Genomic DNA, 22611 nt, shown 5'->3' on the forward strand with positions numbered 1-22611 from the left:
AATTATGCCGTTCCACCCACCGTCAGTCCATCGATTCGCAGCGTTGGCTGACCAACGCCAACCGGCACACTCTGCCCTTCCTTGCCGCAGGTGCCGACACCGGGATCAAGTTTGAGGTCGTTGCCGATCATCGACACCCGGGTCAGCGCGTCCGGCCCGTTGCCGATCAGCGTCGCCCCCTTGATCGGCCGGGTCACCTTGCCGTCCTCGATCAGATAGGCCTCGCTCATCGAGAAGACGAACTTGCCGCTGGTGATGTCGACCTGACCGCCGCCGAAGTTGGCGGCGTAGATGCCCTTCTTGACCGAGGCAATGATTTCCTGCGGATCGTGCTCGCCGGCCAGCATCATGGTGTTGGTCATGCGCGGCAGCGGCAGGTGGGCGAAAGATTCGCGGCGGCCATTACCGGTCGGGGCAACGCCCATCAGGCGGGCGTTCAGGCTGTCCTGCATGTAGCCCTTGAGGATGCCGTCCTCGATCAGCACATTGCGCTGGGTCGGGTTGCCCTCGTCGTCGATGTTCAGCGAACCACGCCGGTCGGCGATGGTGCCGTCGTCGATGACGGTGACGCCCCTGGCGGCAACGCGTTCGCCGATGCGCCCGGAAAAGGCCGAACTGCCCTTGCGGTTGAAGTCGCCCTCCAGCCCGTGGCCGACGGCTTCGTGCAGCAGGATGCCGGGCCAGCCGGCACCGAGAACGACGGTCATCTGACCGGCCGGTGCGGCTTCCGCCTTGAGGTTGGTGACCGCCTGGTGCACGGCCTCGCCGGCGTAACGCTGCAGCACTTCGTCGTCAAAATAGCCGAAGTCGAAACGCCCGCCGCCGCCGGAGGCGCCCTGCTCGCGCCGGCCGTTTTCCTCGACGATGACCGAGATCGAACAACGCACCAGCGGCCGGATGTCGGCGGCCAGCCGGCCATCGGAACCGGCAACCAGGATCACCTCGTACTCGCCGGCGAGCGAAGCGTTGACTTGCTGGACGCGGGGATCGAGTGCCCGGGCAAAGCCTTCCAGTCGCTCAAGCAGCTTGACCTTGGCGTCGGCCGGCAGCGACGCCAGCGGATCGTTCGGCAGGTAGAGCGCGCGGGCGGCGGCCGATGCGCGCAGTGCCGGCAACGCGCCGGACTGGCCAGCGGCGGCAATGGCACGGACGGCGCTGGCTGCGTCGCCGAGCGCGGCGGCGCTGATGTCGTCGGAGTAGGCAAAGGCCGTCTTTTCACCGGACAAGGCGCGCACACCGACGCCCTGATCGATGTTGAAGCTGCCCGATTTGACGATGCCCTCATCGAGACTCCAGGCCTCGGAGCGCGAATACTGGAAGTAGAGGTCGGCGTAATCGACCTGATGCGCCATGATCTGCCCGAAGGTCCGCGACAGGTCGGTTTCGCTCAGGGAAAAAGGCGTCAGCAGCAGGGATTCGGCTTGCGCCAGCGCGTTGGGTTGGCTCATGGAACGTCCTTATAGTTTGCGGTGGGCGAGCGCCGGCAGGCTCTCGCGGACTTCGGCAATGCGTTGGTGATCGAGGTCGGCGATGACGACGCCCGGCCCTTTCCATTTACGGTCGAGGATTTCGCCCCAGGGATCGACGATCATGCTGTTGCCGTGGGTTTCACGGCCGCTTTCGTGGCGCCCGCCCTGGCCGACGGCCAGCAGGTAACACTGGTTCTCGATGGCGCGGGCGCGCAACAGGATTTCCCAGTGCGCGCGCCCGGTCGTTTCGGTGAAGGCCGCCGGTACCAGGATCAGATCGACCGGCGCCAGCGAGCGGTAGAGTTCGGGAAAACGCAGGTCGTAGCAAATCGACAGCGCAATCCGGCCAAACGGCGTGTCGACTGCGACTGGTGCGTCGCCGGCCTCGATGAAGGCGGCCTCGTTGTAGGACTCGTCGCCCTTCCGGAAACCGAACAGGTGGATCTTGTCGTAGCGTGCAACGCAATCACCACCGTCGTTGAAGACCAGGCAGCTGTTGCGCATCTGGTGCGGCATGGCGGTGGCCAGCGGAATCGAGCCGGCAACCAGCCAGACGTCGTGGCGTGCCGCCGTGGCCGCTAGCCAGTCCTGAACCGGGCCGTTGCCAAAGGCCTCGCGGGCACGCACCCGGTCCGCGTCGACGGCACCGATGACCGGAAAATATTCAGGCAGGACGACCAGCTGCGCGCCCTGGGCGACGGCGTCCTCGACCAGACGTCCGGCCGCCGCCAGATTGTCGGCGACGCGTGGCCCGGAGACCATCTGCAAGGCGGCGATACGGCAATTCTGCTTGTTCATGGCTTCTGTTCCTGTTGGTTGGCCGGCGCCTTTTCCTCGCCCAGGCCGAGTTTTTCCACCTGCGGGTCGCTCCAGCTACCGGTGACATGATAACGGTAGCCGAACGCCCGGTTGAGCGGGTTCTTGAGCACGGTATTGGCGACCAGCGCCGCCGCGCCGGCCACCGGATTGACCAGTGCCGCCGCACCGACGGCCAGGGTGCTGACTTCCGGCCTGACCCCGACACGCAGATCCTGGGTTTCCTGCTTCAGGTCGGTACTGCCCTCGATCACCACCTGTGCTGCCGGCCCGTTGATTATCAGGGGGCTGAGCGTGCGCATCATGCCGGCTTCGACTGCCAGCTTGCCTTCGATGCTGTCGAAAGCCAGCCCTTCGCTGAACAGATCGCGGAAATCCAGCGTCAGGCGGCGCGGCAGCGATTGCAGCGAAATCAGCCCGAGCAGGCGGCCGACGCCGGGTTCGAGCTTGTTGAACTGGCCCTTTTCCGCTTTCACATCGAGCTCGCCGCTCAGCGACGGATAATCCAGGTCGGTCAACGGCCCGTTCCAGCGCAGGCTACCGGCCAGCCGGGCCTTGCCCTGGCGTACCGCATCCTCGTAGCCAAGCCGGGTCAGCAGCTTGCCGATATCGTTGGCGGTCAGTTCGAAATCAAGGTCGGTGCGCTGCCTCTGACCGCGCGTCCACCGGCCACTGCCGGCCAGTTCTCCGTCAGCGTTGCTCAGTCGCAGTTTTTCGAGCAACCAGGCACCGCGCAGATTGCGCGCGCGCAACTCGAGCTGACCGAGCACCTTGTTGCCCAGACGCAGGTCGTCGACCTGCAGATTCATGCCGGGCAGGCTGTCGATGACCGATGACGAGGAAGCACCACCGCCCGCCGACCGGGGCAAGTGCAAGCGCTGCAACCGCCCCTCCACCCAGCCATCGCCGGCGCTGCGCCAAATCAGGCTACCGGCCGACTCACGCGTTCTCAGGTCGATTTTCCAGGATTGCGCCTGCGGCACCAGGCCCAGTTCGACCTCGTGATAGTCGGCACCGAACAGTCGCAACATTGGCGTACGCAGGCTGACCGAGGACAAGGGCAAGGCACTTTCAGCGGCCTCGCCCGCGGTAGCAGAATCATCCTGCGGCAGAAATCCGCGCCAGGCATCGCCATCGATTTTCGCCATCGCCACGCGAACATCCAGACCGCTGGCCGGCAGTATCGCTTCGGCCGTGCCGACGGCGAACGCCCCCCGGGTCCATTTGCCCCCCTGGCGCTGAATCACGCCACGGGCCACATCACCGAGGCTGACCCGGTATTGCTCGCTGTCCGGGCTTGGCGACGTCCGCTCGATGCGCAATGGCAGGCGGGTTGTCGCCGGCTTGTTGAGCAAGTCGGGCAAGGGCGAACTGATGCCGAGCAGATCCGAGGTCACCAGCACGTAGGCGTTACGTCGGTGAATGACGAGATCGGCCTTCCATGGCGTACTTCCGCTCAACTGATCAAGCAACGGCCAGCCGAAATGCCTTGCCACCTCGACGATCCCGGCGGTGCCGGCGGCGCTGACCGAAACCTTGCCACCCTCGCTGCCGACCTTGACCCGCAACGGCCCGCCGAAACCGCGCCCGGTGATTTCCGTGGCCGAGATCGAACTGTCGGTCAGGTCGAGCCGCCCATTGACCTGCGCGATCATCGGCAGGCCCTCGACCAGATGCACCTGATTGTCGTGGAAATGGTAGGCCCCGCGCATCCGCGTCTCCAGCGGGCGCCGCAAGGGAATATCGAGTTCGAGGTCGAGGCGGCCGTTACCGACGGCGCGCATGCCCTCGGTGAAGCGATCGATGCTGTCGGCCACCGGGCTGCGCTCGATGAAATCGAGGAATTCGTTGGTCGGCCCGGTCGCCGCTCCGCGGACCAGCAACATCTCGTCGTCAACATCGAAGTCGGGAATGGTCACCGTCACATCCGGCAGTTCGGCGCCGAGAATGCGGCCGGCGGTCGCATGGACGCGCATGCCGAAATCGAAGCTCATGTCGCCGCTGACGCCTTCGATGACCGGCCAGCCATCGGCGTAGTCGATCCGCGCATCACGCGCCTTGGCAGTCACCAGGAACTTGCCGGTGGTCGGGTCGCGGAATGGAAAATCGTGCAGATTGCCCTTGAGCACCAGCCGGGCGTCGTGAGCGGTGCCGGCAGTGATGCCGCGCCGCAACCATTCGCGGGCATCGGCGTTCACCGCATGCGGCATGTAGCGCCACACCGCGCTGCCGTTGGCCCGCTCGATACTGGCTTCGAGATCGATCTCGCCGGGTCCGTCGCCATTGAAACGATATTTGCCCTGGGCCTTGCCGGTGGCGTCCGGACCGGAGAACAGCACCTCCTCGATGGCGACCTCCAATGCCGCCGGCGTGTTCTTCCAGCCGACCCGCGCCTTGAGCGTGTCGAAGGCGATATCCGGCTCGGGAAAGACCGCCGGCAAGGACAGCGAGGATTGCGCCACATCGATCTGCACCCGCCCGCCCTTCTCGCTCAGGTCGATGCTGCCGGCCAGGCCGAGGGCTCCGGGGAAATAGTCCTGAGCCTGCACGCCCAGGCCGGAGAAGCCCGCGGCCAGGGCATAACGCGTGAGTTTGTCGCCCTGCAAGCCCCAACTGGCCCGCAGGTCGCTGATCCGGCCTTGCGGCGCATAAGCCTGCAGCAGTTCCCGGCTGCGCGCATCGAGCGGCAGATAGCCGGCGAGCTTGGCCAGTACGGCAAGATCGAGCCGGTTGGCGCGCAGGTTGCCGTTGATACCAGCCGACAGATTGCGCCAATCCACATGGAAATCCGTCGGCGCAACGTTTATCCCGTCGGTGGTCTGCAATTCAAGGTGCTGCGCCGTCACCGCCCAGGCATCGCTGCGGTATTCACCCAGCAGACGCCCACGCATCGCCGACAGATCGAGGACCGGCAGGGTCTCGCCGAGACGGATGCTGAGGTCGGCCAGGGCCAGATCGACGGTGAGCTTGCCACCGCCCTCGGCAAACTTTCCCCACAGACGCAGGCCACCGCGGCCGCGCGGCAGGTCTACCGGGTAATCAACCCACGGCTGCCAACCGGCCAAGTCGGCGTGATCGACTTCAAGATACAGGCTGCCCGAGGAATGCTCGAGTGCCTCATGCACATCCCCGTACACCTCGCCGCGCAGATCGATACGTGCCGACAGTTCCGCCGGCGGCAAAGCCGACAAGCCAAAACGGTGCCGTCGCCCCCGGTTGTCCAGGCCGAACTGGAGATCTTCGAGCACCAGGGGCGGCGCCCCGCGCAGGGCATCGTCCCAGACGATGGTCGCGTCATGGACACGGATGCGCAACTGGTCCAGCACCCACTCGGCAAAAGCCGGATCGCCACCGTCGTCCGAAGCCATCCCGGCAATGCTGATGCGCCCATCGACACCTCGCCGGACATGCAACACCGGTCGATCAAAGGACAATAGCGCCAGCACCGGCTCAAACCGCCACAGGCTGTGCCAGGACAGGACGGTATCGATACGTTCCAGGGTCAGCGCCGGCACCCCGTCTGCGTCGAGCAGGGAAACGCCGTCGAGCACCAGTTCGGGATTGAGCCCGCGCCAGTGCGCCTCGATCCGCGCGATGCGCACCGGCTGGCCGACAGCCTGGCTGGCCAGCCGTTCGATCTCGCCCCGGTAATCGGTAACTGACGGCAGGATGAGAAAACGCAGGGCCAGCACCAGCGCCACGAACAGCAACCAGCCGGCCAGCATCAGCCAGCCGACCAGACGCAGCGCACGCGCGACCGACGGCCGGCCGAGCAGGGCACGCAAGCCATGCAGCCGGTAGTACAGTGCCCGGCGCGAATCCGGGGAAAGCTCGGAAATGGGGTGGCTGGACGGATTACTCAAGCGTCGCGTCGCTTTGCCAGAAGGGGTGATAGATCACTACAATCGAAAGCCTGGAAGCAGGACGAATATTCTACCCTCTCGGCAGGGAGCCGAACGCAAACATGGACACCACTCCGATCGACCCCCGCTGGGAAAGGGCTCTGGCCCACAGCCGTTACCTGAACAACCTGCTGCTGGCCCGCCCGGCACTGATTGCCGAACTCGCCGCCGACTGGTTGCGCCCACTCGACGAAGAAATGCTGCGGTCACCGCTGAACCGCCCGTTCGCCGACGACGAAGCCCTGAAAACCGGCCTGCGCCACCTGCGCCAGCGGGCCATGGCGCACATCACGCTGCGCGATCTGTGCGGTCTGGCCCCCCTGGCCGAAGTCGTCGAAAGCATGACCCTGCTCGCCGACGTCACCACCAATTTCGCCCTCGAACACTATCACCGCCAGCTTGCCGCCACCCACGGCGAACCGCTGGACAGCCGGGGCCGGCCGCAACGCATGCTGGTGATCGGCATGGGCAAGCTCGGCGGACGCGAGCTGAACGTCTCGTCCGACGTCGATTACATCTTCATCTACCCCGAGGAAGGCGACACCGCGGGCCCGAAGACGATAGAAAATTACGACTTTTTCACCCGCCTCGGCAAGCGCGTGATCCAGGCGCTCGGCGACATCACCGCCGACGGCCAGGTTTTCCGTGTCGACATGCGCCTGCGCCCGAACGGCGACTCCGGACCGCTGGTCTGCTCGCTCGACTCGCTCGAGAACTACTTCATCACCCAGGGCCGCGAGTGGGAACGCTACGCCTGGATCAAGGGCCGGACGATGAACACCGGCGTCAACCTGCAGCCGGAATGGATCGAGGCGATGCAGAAGATCGCCCGCCCCTTCGTCTTCCGCAAATACCTCGACTTCGGCGCAATCAACGCGATGCGCGACCTGCACGCGCAGATCCGCCGCGAGGTCGCGCGCAAGGACATGGCCGATCACGTCAAGCTGGGTCCCGGCGGCATCCGCGAGATCGAGTTCATGGCCCAGGTGTTCCAGTTGATCCGCGGCGGCCGCGACCCCGGCCTGCAGATCCGGCCAACCCTGTCGGTACTAAAGCAACTGGTGGCCCGCCAACTGATCCCCGCCGAAACCGAGCAGGAACTGCGCGAAGCCTACGTTTTCCTGCGCCGCCTGGAACATCGCCTGCAATACGTCAACGACGCGCAGACGCACATGCTGCCCAGCGACCCCGACGAGCGTCAGAAAATCGCCGCCAGCATGGACTTTGCCGACTGGCCGGCGATGCTGGCCGTGCTCGACGGTCATCGCAGCAAGGTCAGCCAGCATTTCGAGGCCATCTTCTCCGACCCCGAAGCCGGCGACCACCCGCTGACCGGTCTATGGCTCGGCCAGCTTGACGACGACACCGCCATCGAAGCCTTCGGCAATCTCGGTTTCCGCCGCCCTCAGGACGCCATCGGTCGCCTCGCCGATCTGCGTGCCGCTAGCCGCTACCAGCAATTGCCGGTCAGCAACCGGCAGCGCCTCGACGCGGTCGGCCCCCGCCTGATCGAGGCCGCCGGCCAGACCAGCGACCCGGATACGACGCTGGTCCGTGGCATCACCTTCCTCGAAAGCATTGCCCGACGCGGCGCCTACCTGGCGCTGCTGCAGCAGTACCCGCTGGCGCTCAAGCGCGTCGCCGACATGATGTGCGCGTCAACCTGGGCCAGCGAATACCTCAACCGCTACCCGCTGCTGCTCGACGAACTGCTCGACCCCCGGCTCTACGACAGCGCCACCGACTGGAACGGCTTCCGCGAGCAGCTGCGCACTAGCCTGGCCGACCACCTCGACGATACCGAGCGCGAGATGGACATCCTGCGGGAAATGCACCACGCCCAGGTCTTCCGCCTGCTGGCACAGGACCTGGCCGGCCTGCAGACCATCGAGTCGCTGTCCGACCACCTCACCGAACTGGCCGACAGCATCGTCCAGGAGACCCTGCCGCTGGTCTGGCGCAAGATCAAGAAGCGGCATTGCGAAACGCCGAAATTCGCCGTCATCGGCTACGGCAAGATGGGCGGCAAGGAACTCGGCTACGCTTCCGACCTCGACCTCGTCTATCTCTACGATGACGACGACCAGGACGCCCAGGAAAACTACACCCGCCTGGCCCAGCGCATGAATACCTGGCTATCGAGCCAGACTTCGGCCGGCATCCTGTTCGAGACCGACCTGCGTCTGCGCCCCAACGGCGACGCCGGCCTGCTGGCGGTCACCGTCGATGCCTTCCGCGACTACCTGCTGAACAACGCCTGGACCTGGGAACACCAAGCGCTGACCCGCGCCCGTTTCTGCGCCGGCGACAAGTCAGTGGGCGCTCGCTTCGAAGCCATTCGTTGTGAAATTCTGCAGCAGCCACGCGATCTCGCAAAACTGCAAGAGGAAGTCATCGCCATGCGGCGCAAGATGTACGACGCCCATGCCTCGAAGAGCGACAGTCATTTCGGCCTCAAGCACGACCCGGGCGGCATCATCGATGTCGAGTTCATCGTCCAGTACCTGGTCCTCGGCCATGCCCACAGCCACCCGGAACTGACCGGCAACCTCGGCAATATCGCCCTGCTACGCATCGCTGGCGAACTCGGCCTGATCGAACCGGAGCTGGCGCTCGCTGCCGGCAACGCCTACCGCGAATACCGTCGCCTGCAACACATTCGCCGACTGTCGGCGACACCGAAGGCACCGGTGCCGCGGGAAGAGGTTGAACGCCACATTCTCGCAGTCGATGCACTCTGGCAGGCGGTTTTCGGCGAACGCAGCTGATCGCTCAGCGATACAGGTCGGTCGTCGCCTCGCCACGGCGGCGCCCCGACCCACGTTGCTCGCCCCGTTCGTCTCGTTCCTCACGTACCCGTTCGTCGCGTCCCGCCTCGGGAGCGCCCGAAGGTAGCCGGCGCCGCTCATGATGCATTTCCGGCGACCGTTGCGGCGCTTCCGGGCGGGTCTGCGGCCGATAGTCGGGGCGGTAATCCGGGCGATACCCATCATGCCGGCGATCATCGCGTCCACGCCGGTCATCGCGCCGGTCGTCATGCCGTTTCGCTTCGCGCTCGTCGACGCGCGGCGGGGTGATGCGTGCCGGTGGCGGCGGCGCCGTCCGCGGTCGCTCGTCCTGATCCCAGCGCCCTTCGTGCATCCGCCAGTGCGGCCCGTCGCGGACCCAACGCGGCGCGACCCAGACATAGCCAGGACGCGGCGCCACCCAGCGCCCCGGCACCCAGACATGGCGCAGCCCACCCCAGGACCAGTAACCGGTAATCCAGACGTAACCGGGATAAGGCGGATAACCGGGATACTCGACGCGTAGTGGTGGCGGTTCGACGACGACCGTACCGCCGTAATAAGGCTCGACCGGAACGACCGCACACGCACTGGCGAGCGAGGCCAGGATGGCGGCGAGGATCAGACGTTTGTTCATGACAGGCTCTCTGTTGGATGGTCCAGTAGCCATTAACGTCCTGCCAGCGATGCCGGAGCACCGTGTTCACGATTTGTTACGCTTTCTTGCACCCCTCGCGCGAACGGCAACAAAAAGGCCGCCCGCAGGCGGCCCGGCAACAGCGTCGGCAACGACTACTTCTTCAGCGCGTCGCGGATTTCACGCAGCAGCATGACATCTTCCGGCGTCGGCGGCGGTTCGGCCGGGGCCGGCGCCGGCGCGGCCTCTTCCTTGCGCAGGCGGTTCATCTGCTTGACGATCATGAAGATGATGAAGGCCAGGATGATGAAATTGAGCAGAATGGTCACGAAGGAACCATAGGCAAACACCGGAATACCGGCCTTCTTCAGGTCGGCCAGCGCAACCAGATTGTCCGGATTGTCGCCAAGCACGACAAACAGATTGGAAAAATCCAGCTTGCCGACGACCATGCTGACCAGCGGCATGATCAGGTCGCCGACGATGGAATCGACGATCTTGCCGAACGCGGCGCCGATGATGACGCCAACCGCCAGGTCCATCGCATTGCCCTTGACGGCGAACTCCTTGAATTCCTGAAGCATTCCCATGCTGTTTCCTTTACTGAAATGAGGTGACCGGAGGATTATTCGGGCGATGGTGAACGCCCGTCAAGGCGCTTTGCATTTCTCCACACTACTTTGCAAATGCCGCACGCAGGCGCTCGACCGCCGCGACCAGCGTTTCCTCCCGCTTGGCGAAGCAGAAACGCACCACCTTTTCGTCATGGCCGTCGGCATGAAATACCGATACCGGGATCACGGCGACACCGACTTCGCGGGTCAGCCACTGCGCAAAATCGGTATCCGGCAGGTCGGAAATCTGTCCGTAGCGCGCCAACTGGAAATAGGTACCGCGACAGGGCAGCAATTCGAACGGCGTGTCGCGCATCAGCGCGCGGAAGAAATCACGTTTCTCCTGGTAAAACGCCGCCAGACCGAGATGGCGTGAAGCATCCTGCATGTACTCGGCAATCGCCAGTTGCGACGGCGCATGAACGGTGAACACATTGAACTGGTGCACCTTGCGGAACTCGGCCATGAGGGCTTCCGGGCCGACCACGTAGCCGATCTTCCAGCCGGTGATGTGATAGGTCTTGCCGAAGCTGGAAACGACGATGCTGCGCGCCGCCAGTTCCGGATGGCCGCACAGGCTGGCGTGCGCCTCCCCGTCGTAGACGATGTGCTCATAGACTTCGTCGGACAGGATCACGATGTCGGTGCCGCGCACGATGGCCGCCAGGCGTTCGAGATCGGCGGCGGTGAGCAGGCTGCCGGTCGGGTTGTGTGGCGAATTGACGATGATCATCCGCGTTCGCGACGTCACCAGCGACTGCACTTCGTCCCAGTCCGGCGTGTAATCGGGAAAACGCAGCCGCGAGAACACCGCCTTGCCGCCCACCGTCTCGATCGCCGGCACATAGGAATCGTAGACTGGCTCAAGGACGATGACTTCGTCGCCGGGACGGACGAAAGCGGCAATCGCCGTGAAGATCGCCTGCGTCGCGCCGGCCGTCACCGTCACCTCGCGGTCGACGTCGAAACGGGTGCCGTACAGCGCCGCCACCTTGTCCACGATGGCCTGACGCAACTCCGGCAGGCCGGCCATCGGCGCATACTGGTTGCGCCCGGCCAGCATGTAGCGATGCATGGCATCGAACAGCGCCGGCTCGGCCTGGAAATCGGGAAAGCCCTGCGACAAATTGACGGCGCCGCAATCGGCCGCCAGTTTCGACATGACCGTGAAAATGGTCGTCCCCATCGCGGGGAAGCGGGAATTGATGTGAATCGGTGTATCCATGCTGGGAACGGGTTCTGGGCAAGCGCCCACTATGCCACAATGGCACCCCATGAACATCGACGGCATCCCCACCCGAACCCTGCGCGCCCATCCCGAGCAGCGCGCCATCGACATCATCGACCAGACCCGGCTGCCGCATGCGCTGCACTGGGTGCGCGTGCGTACGCTGACCGAGGCGGCGCATGCGATCCGCGCCATGCAGGTGCGCGGTGCGCCGCTGATCGGCGCCACTGCGGCCTACGGCCTGGCCATCGCCGTCGCCGAGGACGCCTCCGACACGGGATTGGCCCAGGCCATCGCCGAACTCGGCGCGACCCGGCCGACGGCGGTCAACCTGCACTGGGCGCTGGCCCGCATGCAGGCCTGCCTGCAGCCGCTGGCCCCGGTGCAGCGGCTGGCGGCAGCCTGGCAGGAAGCCGAGGCCATCGCCGAAGAGGACGTGGCCCAGAACGCTGCCATCGGCCAGCACGGCCTGGCGCTGTTCCGCCAGTTGCAGCGCGAACAGGGGCATGTGCTCAACGTGATGACCCACTGCAATGCCGGTTGGCTGGCCACCGTCGACTGGGGAACCGCGCTGTCGCCGGTCTATGCCGCGCACGACGCCGGCCTGCCGGTACATGTCTGGGTGTCGGAAACCCGGCCGCGCAATCAGGGCCTGCTGACGGCCTGGGAACTGGCCCAGCACGGCGTGCCGCACACGCTGATCGCCGACAACGCTGCCGGCCTCCTGATGCGCAGCGGCCAGGTCGACGCCGTCATCGTAGGCGCCGACCGCATTGCCGCCAATGGCGACGTTGCCAACAAAGTGGGCACTTACTTGAAGGCCCTGGCCTGCGCCGACAACGCCATTCCCTTCTACGTCGCCGCACCGCGATCAACCCTCGATTTCGCCTGTCCGGATGGCAGCGCGATTCCGATCGAGGAACGCGACGGCGACGAATTCCGCCTGGTGCACGGCCTCGACCACCACACCCAGCCCGCTGCCGTGCGCCAGCTGGCGGCCGAGGAAGCTGTGGCCAACCCGGCGTTCGACGTCACCCCGGCGGCGCGGGTCAGCGCCATCATCACCGAGCGCGGCGTCTGCCCGGCCAGCCGGGCCGGCCTGCTCGCGCGCTATCCGGAAGAAAGCCGTGACTGAACTGCGCCGGCAACTGATCGCCACCGCCCGGGCCATGCAGCCGGCCGGGCTCAATCGCGGCACCGCCGGCAATGTCAGCGTGCGTGACGGCGACGGCTTCCTGATCACGCCGACCGGCATGCCCTACGCCGGCCTGGAAGCAGAAGACATCCCGCGCATGGCGCTCGACGGCTCCCACCAAGGGCGGCGCAAACCCTCATCCGAGTGGCGCTTCCACCGCGACCTCTACGCCGCCCGACCCGAGTTCGGCGCCGTGCTCCACGCCCATTCGCCGTTCGCCGTCAGCCTGGCCTGTCTGCGCCTGGAGATTCCGCCCTTCCACTACATGATCGCCCGTTTCGGCGGCGATACCGTACGCTGCGCCGACTACGCCATCTTCGGCTCGCAGGCCTTGTCCGACGCTGCACTGCGCGCCATGGAGGGCCGTTGCGCCTGCCTGCTGGCCAACCACGGTCTCCTCGTCGCCGGCCGCGACCTCGACCAGGCGCTGGCCCTGGCCATCGAGCTGGAAGAACTGTGCGAACAGTACTGGCGCGCCTGCCAGCTCGGCCAGCCAGTACTGCTGGGCCGGGGCGACATGGACGAAGTCATCGAGAAGTTCAAGGCCTACGGTCAGCAATGAACGCCCATCACGATCTCTCCCGCTGGGAGCAATCGCACGACTACGGCACCGGCAATGCCCGCGCCGAAGCCGGCACCCGCTGGGTACTGTGGATCACGCTGGCGACCATGATCGTCGAGATCGCCGCCGGCTGGTGGTTCAACTCGATGGCGGTGCTGGCCGACGGCTGGCACATGAGTTCGCACGCGCTGGCCATTGGCCTGTCGGTCTTCGCTTACAGCGCCGCCCGTAAATACGCCGATGACCCGCGCTTCACCTTCGGCACCTGGAAAATCGAGGTGCTCGGCGGCTACACCAGCGCCCTGTTCCTGCTCGCCGTCGCCGGCCTGATGGTGCTCGGCGCCTTCCACCGCCTGCTCGAACCGCAACCGATCCGCTACGGCGAGGCGATGGCGGTCGCCATCCTCGGCCTGCTGGTCAATCTCGGCTGCGCCGCCATCCTGCACCGGGCCGGCGGTCACGACCATCACCACGAACACGGACATGGGCACGACCACGGTCATCATCACCAAGACCTCAACCTGAAAGCCGCCTACATCCACGTCATCACCGATGCGCTGACCTCCATCCTCGCCATCGCCGCCCTGGCCGGCGGCTGGATCTACGGCTGGGACTGGCTCGACCCGGCCTGCGCGCTGGTCGGCGCCGTGCTGGTCGCGCTGTGGGCAAAGAACCTGCTGCGCGACACCGGCCGCGTCCTGCTCGACCGCGAGATGGACCACCCGGTGGTCGAGGAAATCCGCGAAGTCATCGCCACGCTACCGGCCGGCACCCACCTGACCGACCTCCATGTCTGGCGCGTCGGCAACGGGACCTACGCCTGTGCCGTCTCGCTGCTCACCCACAGTTCCGCACTGACCCCGCTGGCCGTGCGCCAGGCACTGGCCATCCACGAGGAAATCGTTCATGTCACGGTGGAAATCCACCACTGTGACGAATGCCCCACCTGAAGACAGATCGCCCATCATGACTCCGGCAGAAATTTCGCGCTTCATCCCGATCTCCGACCTCTCCCGGCAAGCCCAGGCACAAGCCCTGAACATGGCGCGAGGCATGCAGCTGGTTCCCGGCCAGGTTGCCTTCAACAAAGGCGACAAGGACATTTACACCTGCTACCTGCTGTCCGGCGAAGTCGTGCTCGACGCCGGTGACGGCAGCCCGCCGCAACGCCTGCGCGCCGACGACAAGGCCGCCTGTCACCCGTTCTCCCGCCTCAAGCCGCGTGCCCATAGCTGCAAGGCGGTCGACCATGGTCAGTTGCTGATCTTTACCGACGACGACCTCGACGACCTGCTCGCTCGCGACCAGGCAACGGCTTACGAAATCACCGAATTCGAGGGCGACGATCCGCAATGGATGTTCCAGTTGCTCAGCAACCCGGCCTTCAGCAAGATTCCGCCGGGCAACCTGCACCTGCTGTTCGGCCGCTTCGAGGCCATGCCGGTGGCCGCCGGACAAGTCGTTGTCCGCCAGGGCGAGCCGGGGGATTACTACTACCTGATCCGCAACGGCAGCGCGCAAGTCACCCGCACTACCGAAGACGGCAAGGAAGTCCCGCTGGCCAACCTGCAGGCCGGCCAGGGCTTCGGCGAAGAGGCCCTGATTTCCGGTGACCCGCGCAACGCCACTGTCACCATGCGCCAGGCCGGTGAACTGATGCGCCTGCCAGCCGCCGATTTCGACACACTGCTGCGGACCCCGCTGGTCAAGCACATCAACCTCGCCCAGGGCGCCGAACTGATCAAGCGCGGGGCACAACTGATCGACGTCCGCCTGGAGAGCGAATACCAGACCGGCAGCCTGAAAGGCAGCATCAACCTGCCGCTCTACCTGCTCCGCCTGAAAGCCACCAGCCTCGACCGGCAGCGCACCCACATCCTGCTCTGCCAGAGCGGACGACGCAGCAGCGCCGCCGCTTTCCTGCTCAGCCAGCGTGGCTTCGACGTCCGTGTCCTCGCTGGCGGGCTGGACGCCCTGGGTGCCGGCAAGGCCGGCTGAAACCAGCCGGCCTTCTCAGCACAATCCCAGGGCAGCCAGGGCTGCCGAATGCGCTGCCAGCAAACGTTCCCAGTCGGCCGGCGGCATACCGCCGCGGTGACGCGAGAACTGCGCCATGTCGTGGCGGGCGGCAAATTTTCGTCGCCAGCGGCGCCGACATTTCTCAAGATCAATCAGCGCCACTTCGACCGTCGGCCCATAGCTGCCTTCTTCGACCCGGACAAATACATGCTTGGCGTACAGGCAGCCGTGCTGCCAGCCGGCAGCGTGCATTAGCGCCAGCGACTGACCGAGGCGATCGAGGAGCAGCCCCCGCGCCGCCGGCGATACACTTTCCGCCTGCGTCGCGTACCAGCGATCGAGAGCGACAAAGCCGGGCAACTCCTCGGTCACCAGCAAAGCCTGCCAGGTATCGCCCTGCTTGCGTGCGCCACAATAGACCAGTTCGGGCACGCCGAGACCGAGCGCCCGGAAGGCGCGAATCGACTCGGCCTCGCGCAACACGGTCGGTCGCCCGAGCGGATGGCACAGGGAACGGTGCACATGCCCGGACTGGCGTTTGCAGTAGAGCGAGCGACGCTCCCCCGGCAAACGCTGCACGCCGCTCTCACCACCGCGTCGCTGGTTGGCCTCTTCGACCCATTCGCCCTCGGTACGCCACCAGCGTTCGAAACCCCGGGATGCCGTGCCGCTCATGATGTCTTGCGCAAAGTATAGACCCGCCACATGGCGTAGGCCGGGAGAAAATCCTCGGCACCGATGACCGCGAAACCGGCCTCGGCGAATTCCGCCTCGATCGTGTCTCGCGAAACGACGAAGCGGTTCTGGTTCTCGTTGCCGCCGCGCGCCGCCCGCCGCCTTTCCAGGCGTTTGCGACGCCAGGACTTGAAATTGCCATCGACCCACAACGACACGATCACGGTATCGCGGCTGACGCGATGGAATTCGCGCAACATCGCCAGTCGATGCACCGGATCGGCGATGTGATGCAGCAGGCGCATGCAGAAAACGCAATCCACCGCCTCGCCTTCCAGATCGATAGCGAAGGCCGAGGTCTGGAAAGTGCGCACACGTTCAACAATGGCCGGCGCCTGGGAATGCCGCGCCACCTCGATCATGTGGGCCGAATTGTCCGCAGCCAGGATCAGGCGCCCCGCCTTTTCCGCCAGCGTCGGCCAGAAACGACCGGCGCCGCAGGGCAGGTCGAGTACCAGGTCGGGCTCACCGGCCAGGGCCAGGGCATGCCGGGCCAGTTGTTGCTCGCGCCAATCCGACAGGCGTCGTGACCAACCATCGCCGTGTTTGTGAAAATACTGGCGGGCGTGCACCGCATCGTATTTTTTCGAGAACTCGAGCTCAACGGTTTTTTCTGTCGACATTCCTGTGTACTCCTGATTCATGGTTGCGACCCGGGCCAACTATGACCCGGTGCGCTTAAGCGAAGCTGAAATCAGCGCATGACGAAGGCTTCCTGATGGAAACTCAGGCGCCGCCTGCCGATCCCGGCAATTCCCCGGCGCAGCGCATCGGCCAGCCCACCCGGACCGCAGAACCAGACTTCGGCTGCTTCGGCGGGACCGATATCCGCAAGCAGGCGATGCGCATCCAGCACGTCGCCCTGGGCACCGCCGTGGACATGCAGGCGAACGCTGGGCAAGCCGGCGCACAACGACTGCAGTTCGGCCACGAAGGGATCGCGCTCGCGGTCGCGGGTACAGTAGTGCAGGTCTGCCGCCGGCACCGGCGCTGCGCTGTTCTGCAAGGCGCCCAGCCAGGCCAGGAAGGGCGTCACGCCGATGCCGCCGGCCACCCAGAATTGCCGTGCCCTGGGATTGATGCGGGACAGGTCGAAGCGTCCGTAGGGCCCTTCGATGTCGACCGGCTGGCCGGGGCGCAGCAGCGTAGGAAGCTGGCGGGTATGGTCGCCAAGCGCCTTGATGCGGAACTCGACGGTCCGGTCGCCGCTGTCGGCGCTGGCGATGGTGAAGGGATGCGCGCCCTCGTCCGGGTCAAAGGTGACCAGCGCGAACTGTCCGGCACGATGTCCGTGCCAGGCCGCCGGCAAACGGCAGGAAACGCCGACGACATCGGGGGCCGGCTGCGTCACGGCAATGATTTCGCCGCGTACCCGACGGGCCTGTCCGATGTTGCCGAGCAAGGCCCGCAACGCGCCATAAACGCCGGCCGCAACCAGCCCGGCGAGCACCCAGCCAACCGGCTGCGTCCAGTAATCGCGCGGCGCCAGCAGGACCGAGTGAAAAGCCAGCAGCAGGTAGATCACCGGCATCGCCCGGTGCAGGAAACGCCAGGGGCGATAGGGAAAACGCTGCCACAGCGTGATCGCCAGCAGCACCAGCAGGATGTAGAAGCCCCATTCGCCGAAGTCCTCGGCCAGATCCTGCATGCTGTCGAGCAGACCGGTGGTCTTTTCCTTGGGCACCCGGCCGGCACGGCCGATGGTCGATTTGAGGATGTCGTCGGACATCTCGACCAGCCAGTGCATGATCGCGAAACTGCCGCCGACGATACCCGCCCATTTATGCGCGCGATAGACGCGGTCCATGCCGCCGAAGGGCGCTTCCAGCCAGACCGGACGCGTCGCCAGGTACATCGCCAGCGACATCAGGCCGATCGCCAGCAGGCCGCTCAGGTACATCGCCTCCTGCCGCGCGATCCACCAGGGATGCGCCGGCGAGGCCGGTGCCTGCAGCACATCCCAACCCCAGAGCATGGCCAGCGCGGCAGTCAGCAAGACAAGCACGCCCCTGACCATCAGCGGCTCCCGGCCGGCGTCGCCGGCATGTCGTCGCGACAGCGGCGCTTGTTGCACTCGCCGCCGCTTTCTCCGCGGCGGCCATCCTGCCGCTCATACGCGCGCTGCGCGCCGACGAATTCGCCGGTACGCGCATCGAGCAGCAGCTTGCTGCGCGCCCCCTGGGGATTGGTGGCCCGCACTTCGTAACGTCCGTGCTCACGCTCGATCTTCTCGATATTGCGATAGCCGGCCGCCTCCAGCTTTTCGATCAGACGGGGAATCGGCAGCCAGTTGCCGCTGCGCTCGGAATCGGCACGAGCGGCTTGAGAAAAGCTCAGCACGCCGGCCATCAGCGCGGCGACCAGGGCCAAGGAAAACATCCGGTGCGAAAAAGTCATGGTGCTATCTCCCTGAAACGTTCAATCTTCGTAGTAGCCGAGCTCGGCGTCGGCATGACAGGCCGTGCAGTTGGCCTTGCTGCGCACGTCCTTGTGCCGCCATTCCCAATCCGGCACTTCGCGGTGTTCGCGCACCCACTTGGGCAAGGCCGTGATGCGCTGCGGCGCCGAGGCCGGATCGACACCACGCTGCAACTTGGCGCCGTAGCGCTGGCCACCGGTATCGGCGGCGTTGGCGACGAGATAGGCGGTGATCTTGCGGGCGACCTCGGAATCGACGGAAGCGTTGTCGCCAAAGTGATTGTCAAGTTCGCCCATCATCCGTTTCCACGACGAGGCCGGCAGCATCGATGCCGGGAACGCCAGGTGGCAGCTACCGCATTCTTCCTTGACTACCGGATCGGCGACCGGCGGATAGTAATGACCGCCGCCGGCCTGGGCGCGGCTGAAGATCAGGGCGGAAAAACCGAGGGCCAGCAGGCCGAGGGCAAGGGGTCGGGTCGGGAATTTCATGGTCGTTTCCTCCGTTCTGTTTCAGCGGCTGCTGACGAAAGCCAGCCAGTCGCCCTTTTCGAGCGGGGTGCATTCGCGGCCGAGCACCTCGTTGCAGTTGCGCTTGAACCACTTCTCGACCTTGGCCGGATCGGCATAACGCCCAGGCGAGACCGACAGGGCCATCGGCTCGATCAACTTGCCGGTCAGGGTCTTGCCCGCAGCGCGTGGATCGTTGCCGTGACAGCTCGTGCAGGCCGGCGTATCCGGCTTGCCCAGGGCAAAATTGGTGACATGCAGCTTTTCGCCGCGGGCGGCGGAGAACCCCGCAAACGCCGGGTTGGCCGCCTTGGCGGCAGTGGCGTAGGTAGCCAGTTGCGCTTCGAGCGGACCGGCACTGGCCAGCAGAGAATGGAACGAAAGCGCGAAACAGGAAAGGGCAAGACGGAATTTCATGGCGGACAACCTCCGGATCAGCGATGGAGCGAACTATGCCGCCGCATACCTGAACGCAACCTGAAGCGCGGATTCAGCGAATATTCAGCTTGGCTCACCGAGCATGGCGACATTCCACTCGAAGGAAAGCGCCATGAAAACGCCACTTGCACTCTGTTTATCCCTGCTCCTGCCACTGAGCAGCCTTGCCAACCCGGTACCGGATGAAAGCTGTGAACAGATCAGGACCCGGATCACCAGCCAGGTCGGGACGCTGCCCAAACCCGATACCGAGTTGCTCAAGACGGTCGGCTCGCGCCAGGATTGCCGGTTCACCAGCGCCGAGGTCTATCGCGCCGGTTTCGGCGAGCAACCCAAAGCGCCCTACGAACCGCCACGCTACCGAGGACATCACGGTCATGACGAAGACGACTAGACGCCGGCAATATTCAGCCCGCGTTCATGTTGACAGGGGTAAAACAGGAATCGGGGAATGAACAAGCCTGTGCCATCATTCAATGCGTGAAGGAGTCCATCATGTTGTCCCAAAGCAAATTGCTGATCAGTCTCGTCACCGCCGGCCTGCTCCTGGGTTCGGGTGGCACATTCGCGGCCGACCCGGCCGCCGAACCGATATTTGGCAGCCAGTTGATGACCGAGCAGGAGCGTGTCGAGCACCGCAATGCCATGCGCAACGCCCGCACCGACGAGGAGCGCGCCGCCGTGCGCGCCAAACACCACGAACAGATGGTGCAACGCGCGCAGGAACGTGGCGTTACCCTGCCGGCCACACCGCCGGAACAAAGACCTTATGCCGGCCCGCGTGGCGGCATGGGGCCGGGCATGAACGGCGGCGGCCAGGGCATGGGTCCCGGCCGTGGCCGTCAATAACCCTGTAATGTTGTTGCGACAGCTCCGCTTGTTCCTGCTATCGGCCTGCATCGGCATTGCGCCGGTCCAGGCCGGCAGTCGCCAGGATCACGAGGTTGCCCGACGGGCACTGGAAGCCGGCGAGATCCTGTCGCTGCGCCAGGTTCTGTCACGCATCGAACGCGAACATCGCGGCGAGGTGCTGGAAGTCGAACTGGAACACGAGGACCAGCGCTGGATTTACGAAGTGAAGATGCTGCGTCGCGACGGCGGCATCAACAAACTGCTGATCGACGCGCGCGACGGCAGTGTGCTGGAGATCAAGGGGCGGCAAGGCGGCCGGCATGGGAGGCGGGACTGATGCGCATCCTGCTGGTCGAAGACGAACCGACGCTGAATCTCCAGGTCGCCCGCAAGCTGAAGGCTGAGGGCTACATCGTCGAGGTCGCGGTCAACGGGCGCGATGCGCTGCATCTGGGCATGGAGAACGATTTCGACGCGGTGATCCTCGACCTCGGCCTGCCGCTGCTCGACGGACTGTCGGTACTGACACGCTGGCGGGGTGGCGGGCGCACCATGCCGGTAATGATCCTGACTGCGCGCGGCGACTGGCATGAGCGGGTGGCCGGGATCGACGCCGGTGCCGACGATTACCTGGTCAAACCCTTCCACATGGAAGAGCTGCTCGCCCGCCTGCGCGCCCTGATCCGGCGCAGCGCCGGCCAGGCCAGCAACGAGCTGGTGTGCGGCAGTTTGCGTCTGGATATCCGGCGGGCGACAGCGAGCGTCGATGGTCAGAGTCTGGCGCTGACCAGCCACGAATTCAAGGTGCTGGCCTACCTGATGCAGCGCCGCGGCGAAGTCGTCTCGCGCAGCGAACTGTCCGAGCACATCTACCCGCAGGACAGCGACCGCGATTCCAACACCATCGAAGTCTTCGTCGGCCGGCTGCGCAAGAAGCTGCCCAACGGGATGATCGAAACGGTACGCGGCTTCGGTTACCGCCTGGGTCCTCCTTCATGAAGGCTGGCAGCACCTCGCTGCGGTTCCGCCTGCTGGCCGGCACGCTGGTCTGGGTGGCGGCCACTGTCGGCGTTGCCGGCTGGATGTTGCAAAGCATGTTCGAACAGCAGCTGTCGCGCCAGTTCGACAACGAACTCAGCATGCACCTGGCCCAACTGGCCGGTCATCTTGAAACCGATGCCGCCGGCAATCCCGTGCTTGCCCGGACACTCAGCGACCCGCGCCTGGAACGGCCCTACTCGGGCCTTTACTGGCAGGTCGAGCGCATGGCATCCGACAACGGCGACACGATCGTGCTGCGCTCCCGCTCGCTGTGGGATGCAAAGCTGCAGGTTCCCGGCGACCGGCTGGCCGATGGCGAGCGCCACACCCATCGCGTCACCGGCCCGGACGGGGAAGCGCTGCGCATGCTGGAACAGGTCATGCAACCGGCCGAAAACCCGGATCAAGGCTGGCGCCTGATCGTCGCCGCCGACGAACGTTTGCTGTCCGAACCCATCGAGCGCTTCCGCACGCTGTTGATCGGCGCCCTGGCCCTGCTCGCCGGTGGGCTGATGGTCGCGGCGGCCTTCCAGGTTGTCGCCGGTCTGCGCCCGCTCAAGCGCCTGCGCGACGAATTGTCACTGCTGCGCGATGGCCGACGGACGACACTGAGCGAAGACCACCCGAGCGAAATCCAGCCGCTGGTTGACGAACTGAATGCCGTGCTCAGCCGCAATGCCGATTTCGTCGCCCGCGCCCGCCACCAGGCCGGCAATCTCGCCCACGCGGTCAAAACCCCGCTGACCGTGATGGCCAACGCAGCCGCCGAGGTCGACGACCCGTTCGCCGAACTGGTACGCAACCAGGTCGTTGCCGCCCGCCAGCAGATCGACCGTCACCTGGCGCTGGCCAGGGTTGCCGCCGCCGCCCAGGACAAAGGCCTGCGCTGTCAGGTGGCGCCGGTCATGGACGGGCTGATCCGCGTCATGCAGCGCGTCCACCCCGAACGCCGCTTTACCTTCACCCCTGACGAGACGGCACGCGAATTGCTGTTTCGCGGCGAAGCCCAGGACCTCCAGGAAATGCTCGGCAACCTGCTGGACAACGCCGGCAAGTGGGCAAGAAGCGAAATACGCATCGCCATTTCGGCCGATGCGGAGCAGTTGCACCTGGCTATCGACGACGACGGCCCCGGCATCCCGGACGATCAACGGGCCGCCCTGCTGCAACGGGGCCAGCGCGGCGACGAGAAGGTTGCCGGTTCCGGCCTGGGCCTGGCCATCGTCAGCGAACTGGCCGGCTTGTACGACGGGGAACTGGTGCTTGGGCAATCGCCGCTTGGGGGATTGTGTGCCAGGCTGAGCCTGCCACGGGGGTGACAGGGAAATCGGCACACAACCCGCAAAGGTGATGCACAATGCCTTAAGCAACAACAAAATCATCACGGGG

General features: G+C 65.4%; 22 protein-coding genes. 10 read left to right on the top strand and 12 right to left on the bottom strand.

Translation table 11 applies throughout. The features are described from left to right. Window positions 1-2: 2 nt before the first annotated feature. The 3 genes from tldD to Q0799_RS04960 are packed head-to-tail and all read right to left on the bottom strand — an operon-like array spanning window position 3 to window position 6148. On the bottom strand, window positions 3-1448 hold the full coding sequence (tldD, locus tag Q0799_RS04950) for a metalloprotease TldD (protein WP_298395100.1): 1446 nt from the start codon (window positions 1446-1448) through the stop codon (window positions 3-5). Between the two features lie 9 nt (window positions 1449-1457). Continuing rightward, complete coding sequence (locus Q0799_RS04955; protein ID WP_298395103.1) at window positions 1458-2267, bottom strand: carbon-nitrogen hydrolase family protein; 810 nt, start codon at window positions 2265-2267, stop codon at window positions 1458-1460. Then, window positions 2264-6148, bottom strand: a complete 3885-nt coding sequence (locus tag Q0799_RS04960; RefSeq protein WP_298395106.1) for a YhdP family protein — start codon at window positions 6146-6148, stop codon at window positions 2264-2266. Before Q0799_RS04960 ends, Q0799_RS04955 begins: the two co-directional genes overlap by 4 nt. Window positions 6149-6249: 101 nt before the next feature. Between Q0799_RS04960 and glnE the strand changes: the two genes are divergently transcribed. Then, window positions 6250-8955, top strand: a complete 2706-nt coding sequence (gene glnE, locus Q0799_RS04965) for a bifunctional [glutamate--ammonia ligase]-adenylyl-L-tyrosine phosphorylase/[glutamate--ammonia-ligase] adenylyltransferase (RefSeq protein ID WP_298395109.1) — start codon at window positions 6250-6252, stop codon at window positions 8953-8955. 4 nt (window positions 8956-8959) lie between these two features. On the opposite strand, the gene Q0799_RS04970 is transcribed toward glnE, so the two are convergent. The 3 genes from Q0799_RS04970 to Q0799_RS04980 form a co-directional block, all read right to left on the bottom strand. Continuing rightward, entirely contained in the window at window positions 8960-9610 is a 651-nt protein-coding gene (locus tag Q0799_RS04970; protein ID WP_298395111.1) for a hypothetical protein, read from the bottom strand. 155 nt (window positions 9611-9765) lie between these two features. After that, window positions 9766-10200: a large conductance mechanosensitive channel protein MscL gene (mscL, locus tag Q0799_RS04975; protein ID WP_298395114.1), complete on the bottom strand. Its 435-nt coding sequence runs from the start codon at window positions 10198-10200 to the stop codon at window positions 9766-9768. Between the two features lie 85 nt (window positions 10201-10285). Beyond that, window positions 10286-11449, bottom strand: a complete 1164-nt coding sequence (locus Q0799_RS04980; protein WP_298395117.1) for a pyridoxal phosphate-dependent aminotransferase — start codon at window positions 11447-11449, stop codon at window positions 10286-10288. A 49-nt stretch (window positions 11450-11498) separates the two neighbouring features. Between Q0799_RS04980 and mtnA the strand changes: the two genes are divergently transcribed. The 4 genes from mtnA to Q0799_RS05000 are packed head-to-tail and all read left to right on the top strand — an operon-like array spanning window position 11499 to window position 15207. Then, entirely contained in the window at window positions 11499-12587 is a 1089-nt protein-coding gene (gene mtnA / locus Q0799_RS04985) for an S-methyl-5-thioribose-1-phosphate isomerase (RefSeq protein WP_298395120.1), read from the top strand. Then, window positions 12580-13209, top strand: coding sequence for a class II aldolase/adducin family protein (locus tag Q0799_RS04990; protein ID WP_298395123.1), 630 nt, complete (start codon window positions 12580-12582; stop codon window positions 13207-13209). Before mtnA ends, Q0799_RS04990 begins: the two co-directional genes overlap by 8 nt. Then, on the top strand, window positions 13206-14159 hold the full coding sequence (gene dmeF / locus Q0799_RS04995; protein ID WP_298395126.1) for a CDF family Co(II)/Ni(II) efflux transporter DmeF: 954 nt from the start codon (window positions 13206-13208) through the stop codon (window positions 14157-14159). The genes Q0799_RS04990 and dmeF overlap by 4 nt, the downstream gene beginning before the upstream one ends. A 16-nt stretch (window positions 14160-14175) precedes the next feature. Continuing rightward, on the top strand, window positions 14176-15207 hold the full coding sequence (locus Q0799_RS05000; RefSeq protein WP_298395129.1) for a cyclic nucleotide-binding domain-containing protein: 1032 nt from the start codon (window positions 14176-14178) through the stop codon (window positions 15205-15207). Between the two features lie 15 nt (window positions 15208-15222). On the opposite strand, the gene Q0799_RS05005 is transcribed toward Q0799_RS05000, so the two are convergent. The 6 genes from Q0799_RS05005 to Q0799_RS05030 all read right to left on the bottom strand — a co-directional run bounded on the left by Q0799_RS05005 (window position 15223) and on the right by Q0799_RS05030 (window position 19308). Then, a complete protein-coding gene (locus tag Q0799_RS05005; protein WP_298395132.1) occupies window positions 15223-15903 on the bottom strand; it encodes a lipopolysaccharide kinase InaA family protein in 681 nt (226 codons plus the stop codon). Beyond that, window positions 15900-16586, bottom strand: a complete 687-nt coding sequence (locus Q0799_RS05010; protein ID WP_298395135.1) for a class I SAM-dependent methyltransferase — start codon at window positions 16584-16586, stop codon at window positions 15900-15902. Before Q0799_RS05010 ends, Q0799_RS05005 begins: the two co-directional genes overlap by 4 nt. A gap of 71 nt (window positions 16587-16657) precedes the next feature. After that, window positions 16658-18037, bottom strand: coding sequence for a ferric reductase-like transmembrane domain-containing protein (locus Q0799_RS05015; protein WP_298395138.1), 1380 nt, complete (start codon window positions 18035-18037; stop codon window positions 16658-16660). Beyond that, window positions 17980-18360: a PepSY domain-containing protein gene (locus Q0799_RS05020; RefSeq protein WP_298395143.1), complete on the bottom strand. Its 381-nt coding sequence runs from the start codon at window positions 18358-18360 to the stop codon at window positions 17980-17982. Before Q0799_RS05020 ends, Q0799_RS05015 begins: the two co-directional genes overlap by 58 nt. Before the next feature lie 21 nt (window positions 18361-18381). Beyond that, the gene (locus tag Q0799_RS05025) at window positions 18382-18873 is read right to left on the bottom strand and encodes a diheme cytochrome c (RefSeq protein WP_298395146.1); all 492 of its coding nucleotides are present in this window, start codon (window positions 18871-18873) and stop codon (window positions 18382-18384) included. 21 nt (window positions 18874-18894) lie between these two features. Next, a complete protein-coding gene (locus Q0799_RS05030; RefSeq protein ID WP_298395149.1) occupies window positions 18895-19308 on the bottom strand; it encodes a DUF1924 domain-containing protein in 414 nt (137 codons plus the stop codon). 133 nt (window positions 19309-19441) lie between these two features. On the opposite strand from Q0799_RS05030, the gene Q0799_RS05035 reads away from it, so the two are divergent. From Q0799_RS05035 to Q0799_RS05055, 5 genes are all read left to right on the top strand, one after another. After that, window positions 19442-19723, top strand: a complete 282-nt coding sequence (locus Q0799_RS05035; protein ID WP_298395152.1) for a hypothetical protein — start codon at window positions 19442-19444, stop codon at window positions 19721-19723. A gap of 101 nt (window positions 19724-19824) precedes the next feature. After that, window positions 19825-20178: a hypothetical protein gene (locus Q0799_RS05040; RefSeq protein WP_298395155.1), complete on the top strand. Its 354-nt coding sequence runs from the start codon at window positions 19825-19827 to the stop codon at window positions 20176-20178. A gap of 13 nt (window positions 20179-20191) precedes the next feature. Further along, complete coding sequence (locus Q0799_RS05045; RefSeq protein ID WP_298395158.1) at window positions 20192-20518, top strand: PepSY domain-containing protein; 327 nt, start codon at window positions 20192-20194, stop codon at window positions 20516-20518. Beyond that, window positions 20518-21180 carry a response regulator transcription factor gene (locus Q0799_RS05050; protein ID WP_298395161.1) on the top strand — a complete coding sequence of 221 codons (663 nt, stop codon included), beginning with the start codon at window positions 20518-20520 and terminating at the stop codon, window positions 21178-21180. The genes Q0799_RS05045 and Q0799_RS05050 overlap by 1 nt, the downstream gene beginning before the upstream one ends. Further along, window positions 21177-22541 (top strand): sensor histidine kinase, encoded by a 1365-nt coding sequence (locus Q0799_RS05055; RefSeq protein ID WP_298395164.1) that lies wholly within the window; start codon window positions 21177-21179, stop codon window positions 22539-22541. The genes Q0799_RS05050 and Q0799_RS05055 overlap by 4 nt, the downstream gene beginning before the upstream one ends. Window positions 22542-22611: the final 70 nt, after the last annotated feature.

The sequence above is a fragment of the uncultured Azonexus sp. genome, from assembly GCF_937982035.1.
Taxonomy (GTDB): domain Bacteria; phylum Pseudomonadota; class Gammaproteobacteria; order Burkholderiales; family Rhodocyclaceae; genus Azonexus.

Bases quoted from the DNA above. Each gene is read 5' to 3' on its own strand.
- Q0799_RS05005 (WP_298395132.1), bottom strand. From the start codon at position 15,903: ATGAGCGGCACGGCATCCCGGGGTTTCGAACGCTGGTGGCGTACCGAG.
- Q0799_RS05055 (WP_298395164.1), top strand. From the start codon at position 21,177: ATGAAGGCTGGCAGCACCTCGCTGCGGTTCCGCCTGCTGGCCGGCACG.
- Q0799_RS04970 (WP_298395111.1), bottom strand. From the start codon at position 9,610: ATGAACAAACGTCTGATCCTCGCCGCCATCCTGGCCTCGCTCGCCAGT.
- Q0799_RS05020 (WP_298395143.1), bottom strand. From the start codon at position 18,360: ATGACTTTTTCGCACCGGATGTTTTCCTTGGCCCTGGTCGCCGCGCTG.
- Q0799_RS04955 (WP_298395103.1), bottom strand. From the start codon at position 2,267: ATGAACAAGCAGAATTGCCGTATCGCCGCCTTGCAGATGGTCTCCGGG.
- tldD (WP_298395100.1), bottom strand. From the start codon at position 1,448: ATGAGCCAACCCAACGCGCTGGCGCAAGCCGAATCCCTGCTGCTGACG.
- Q0799_RS05000 (WP_298395129.1), top strand. From the start codon at position 14,176: ATGACTCCGGCAGAAATTTCGCGCTTCATCCCGATCTCCGACCTCTCC.
- Q0799_RS05010 (WP_298395135.1), bottom strand. From the start codon at position 16,586: ATGTCGACAGAAAAAACCGTTGAGCTCGAGTTCTCGAAAAAATACGAT.
- Q0799_RS04980 (WP_298395117.1), bottom strand. From the start codon at position 11,449: ATGGATACACCGATTCACATCAATTCCCGCTTCCCCGCGATGGGGACG.
- Q0799_RS05025 (WP_298395146.1), bottom strand. From the start codon at position 18,873: ATGAAATTCCCGACCCGACCCCTTGCCCTCGGCCTGCTGGCCCTCGGT.
- Q0799_RS05030 (WP_298395149.1), bottom strand. From the start codon at position 19,308: ATGAAATTCCGTCTTGCCCTTTCCTGTTTCGCGCTTTCGTTCCATTCT.
- Q0799_RS05035 (WP_298395152.1), top strand. From the start codon at position 19,442: ATGAAAACGCCACTTGCACTCTGTTTATCCCTGCTCCTGCCACTGAGC.
- Q0799_RS05050 (WP_298395161.1), top strand. From the start codon at position 20,518: ATGCGCATCCTGCTGGTCGAAGACGAACCGACGCTGAATCTCCAGGTC.
- Q0799_RS05040 (WP_298395155.1), top strand. From the start codon at position 19,825: ATGTTGTCCCAAAGCAAATTGCTGATCAGTCTCGTCACCGCCGGCCTG.
- mscL (WP_298395114.1), bottom strand. From the start codon at position 10,200: ATGGGAATGCTTCAGGAATTCAAGGAGTTCGCCGTCAAGGGCAATGCG.
- dmeF (WP_298395126.1), top strand. From the start codon at position 13,206: ATGAACGCCCATCACGATCTCTCCCGCTGGGAGCAATCGCACGACTAC.
- mtnA (WP_298395120.1), top strand. From the start codon at position 11,499: ATGAACATCGACGGCATCCCCACCCGAACCCTGCGCGCCCATCCCGAG.
- glnE (WP_298395109.1), top strand. From the start codon at position 6,250: ATGGACACCACTCCGATCGACCCCCGCTGGGAAAGGGCTCTGGCCCAC.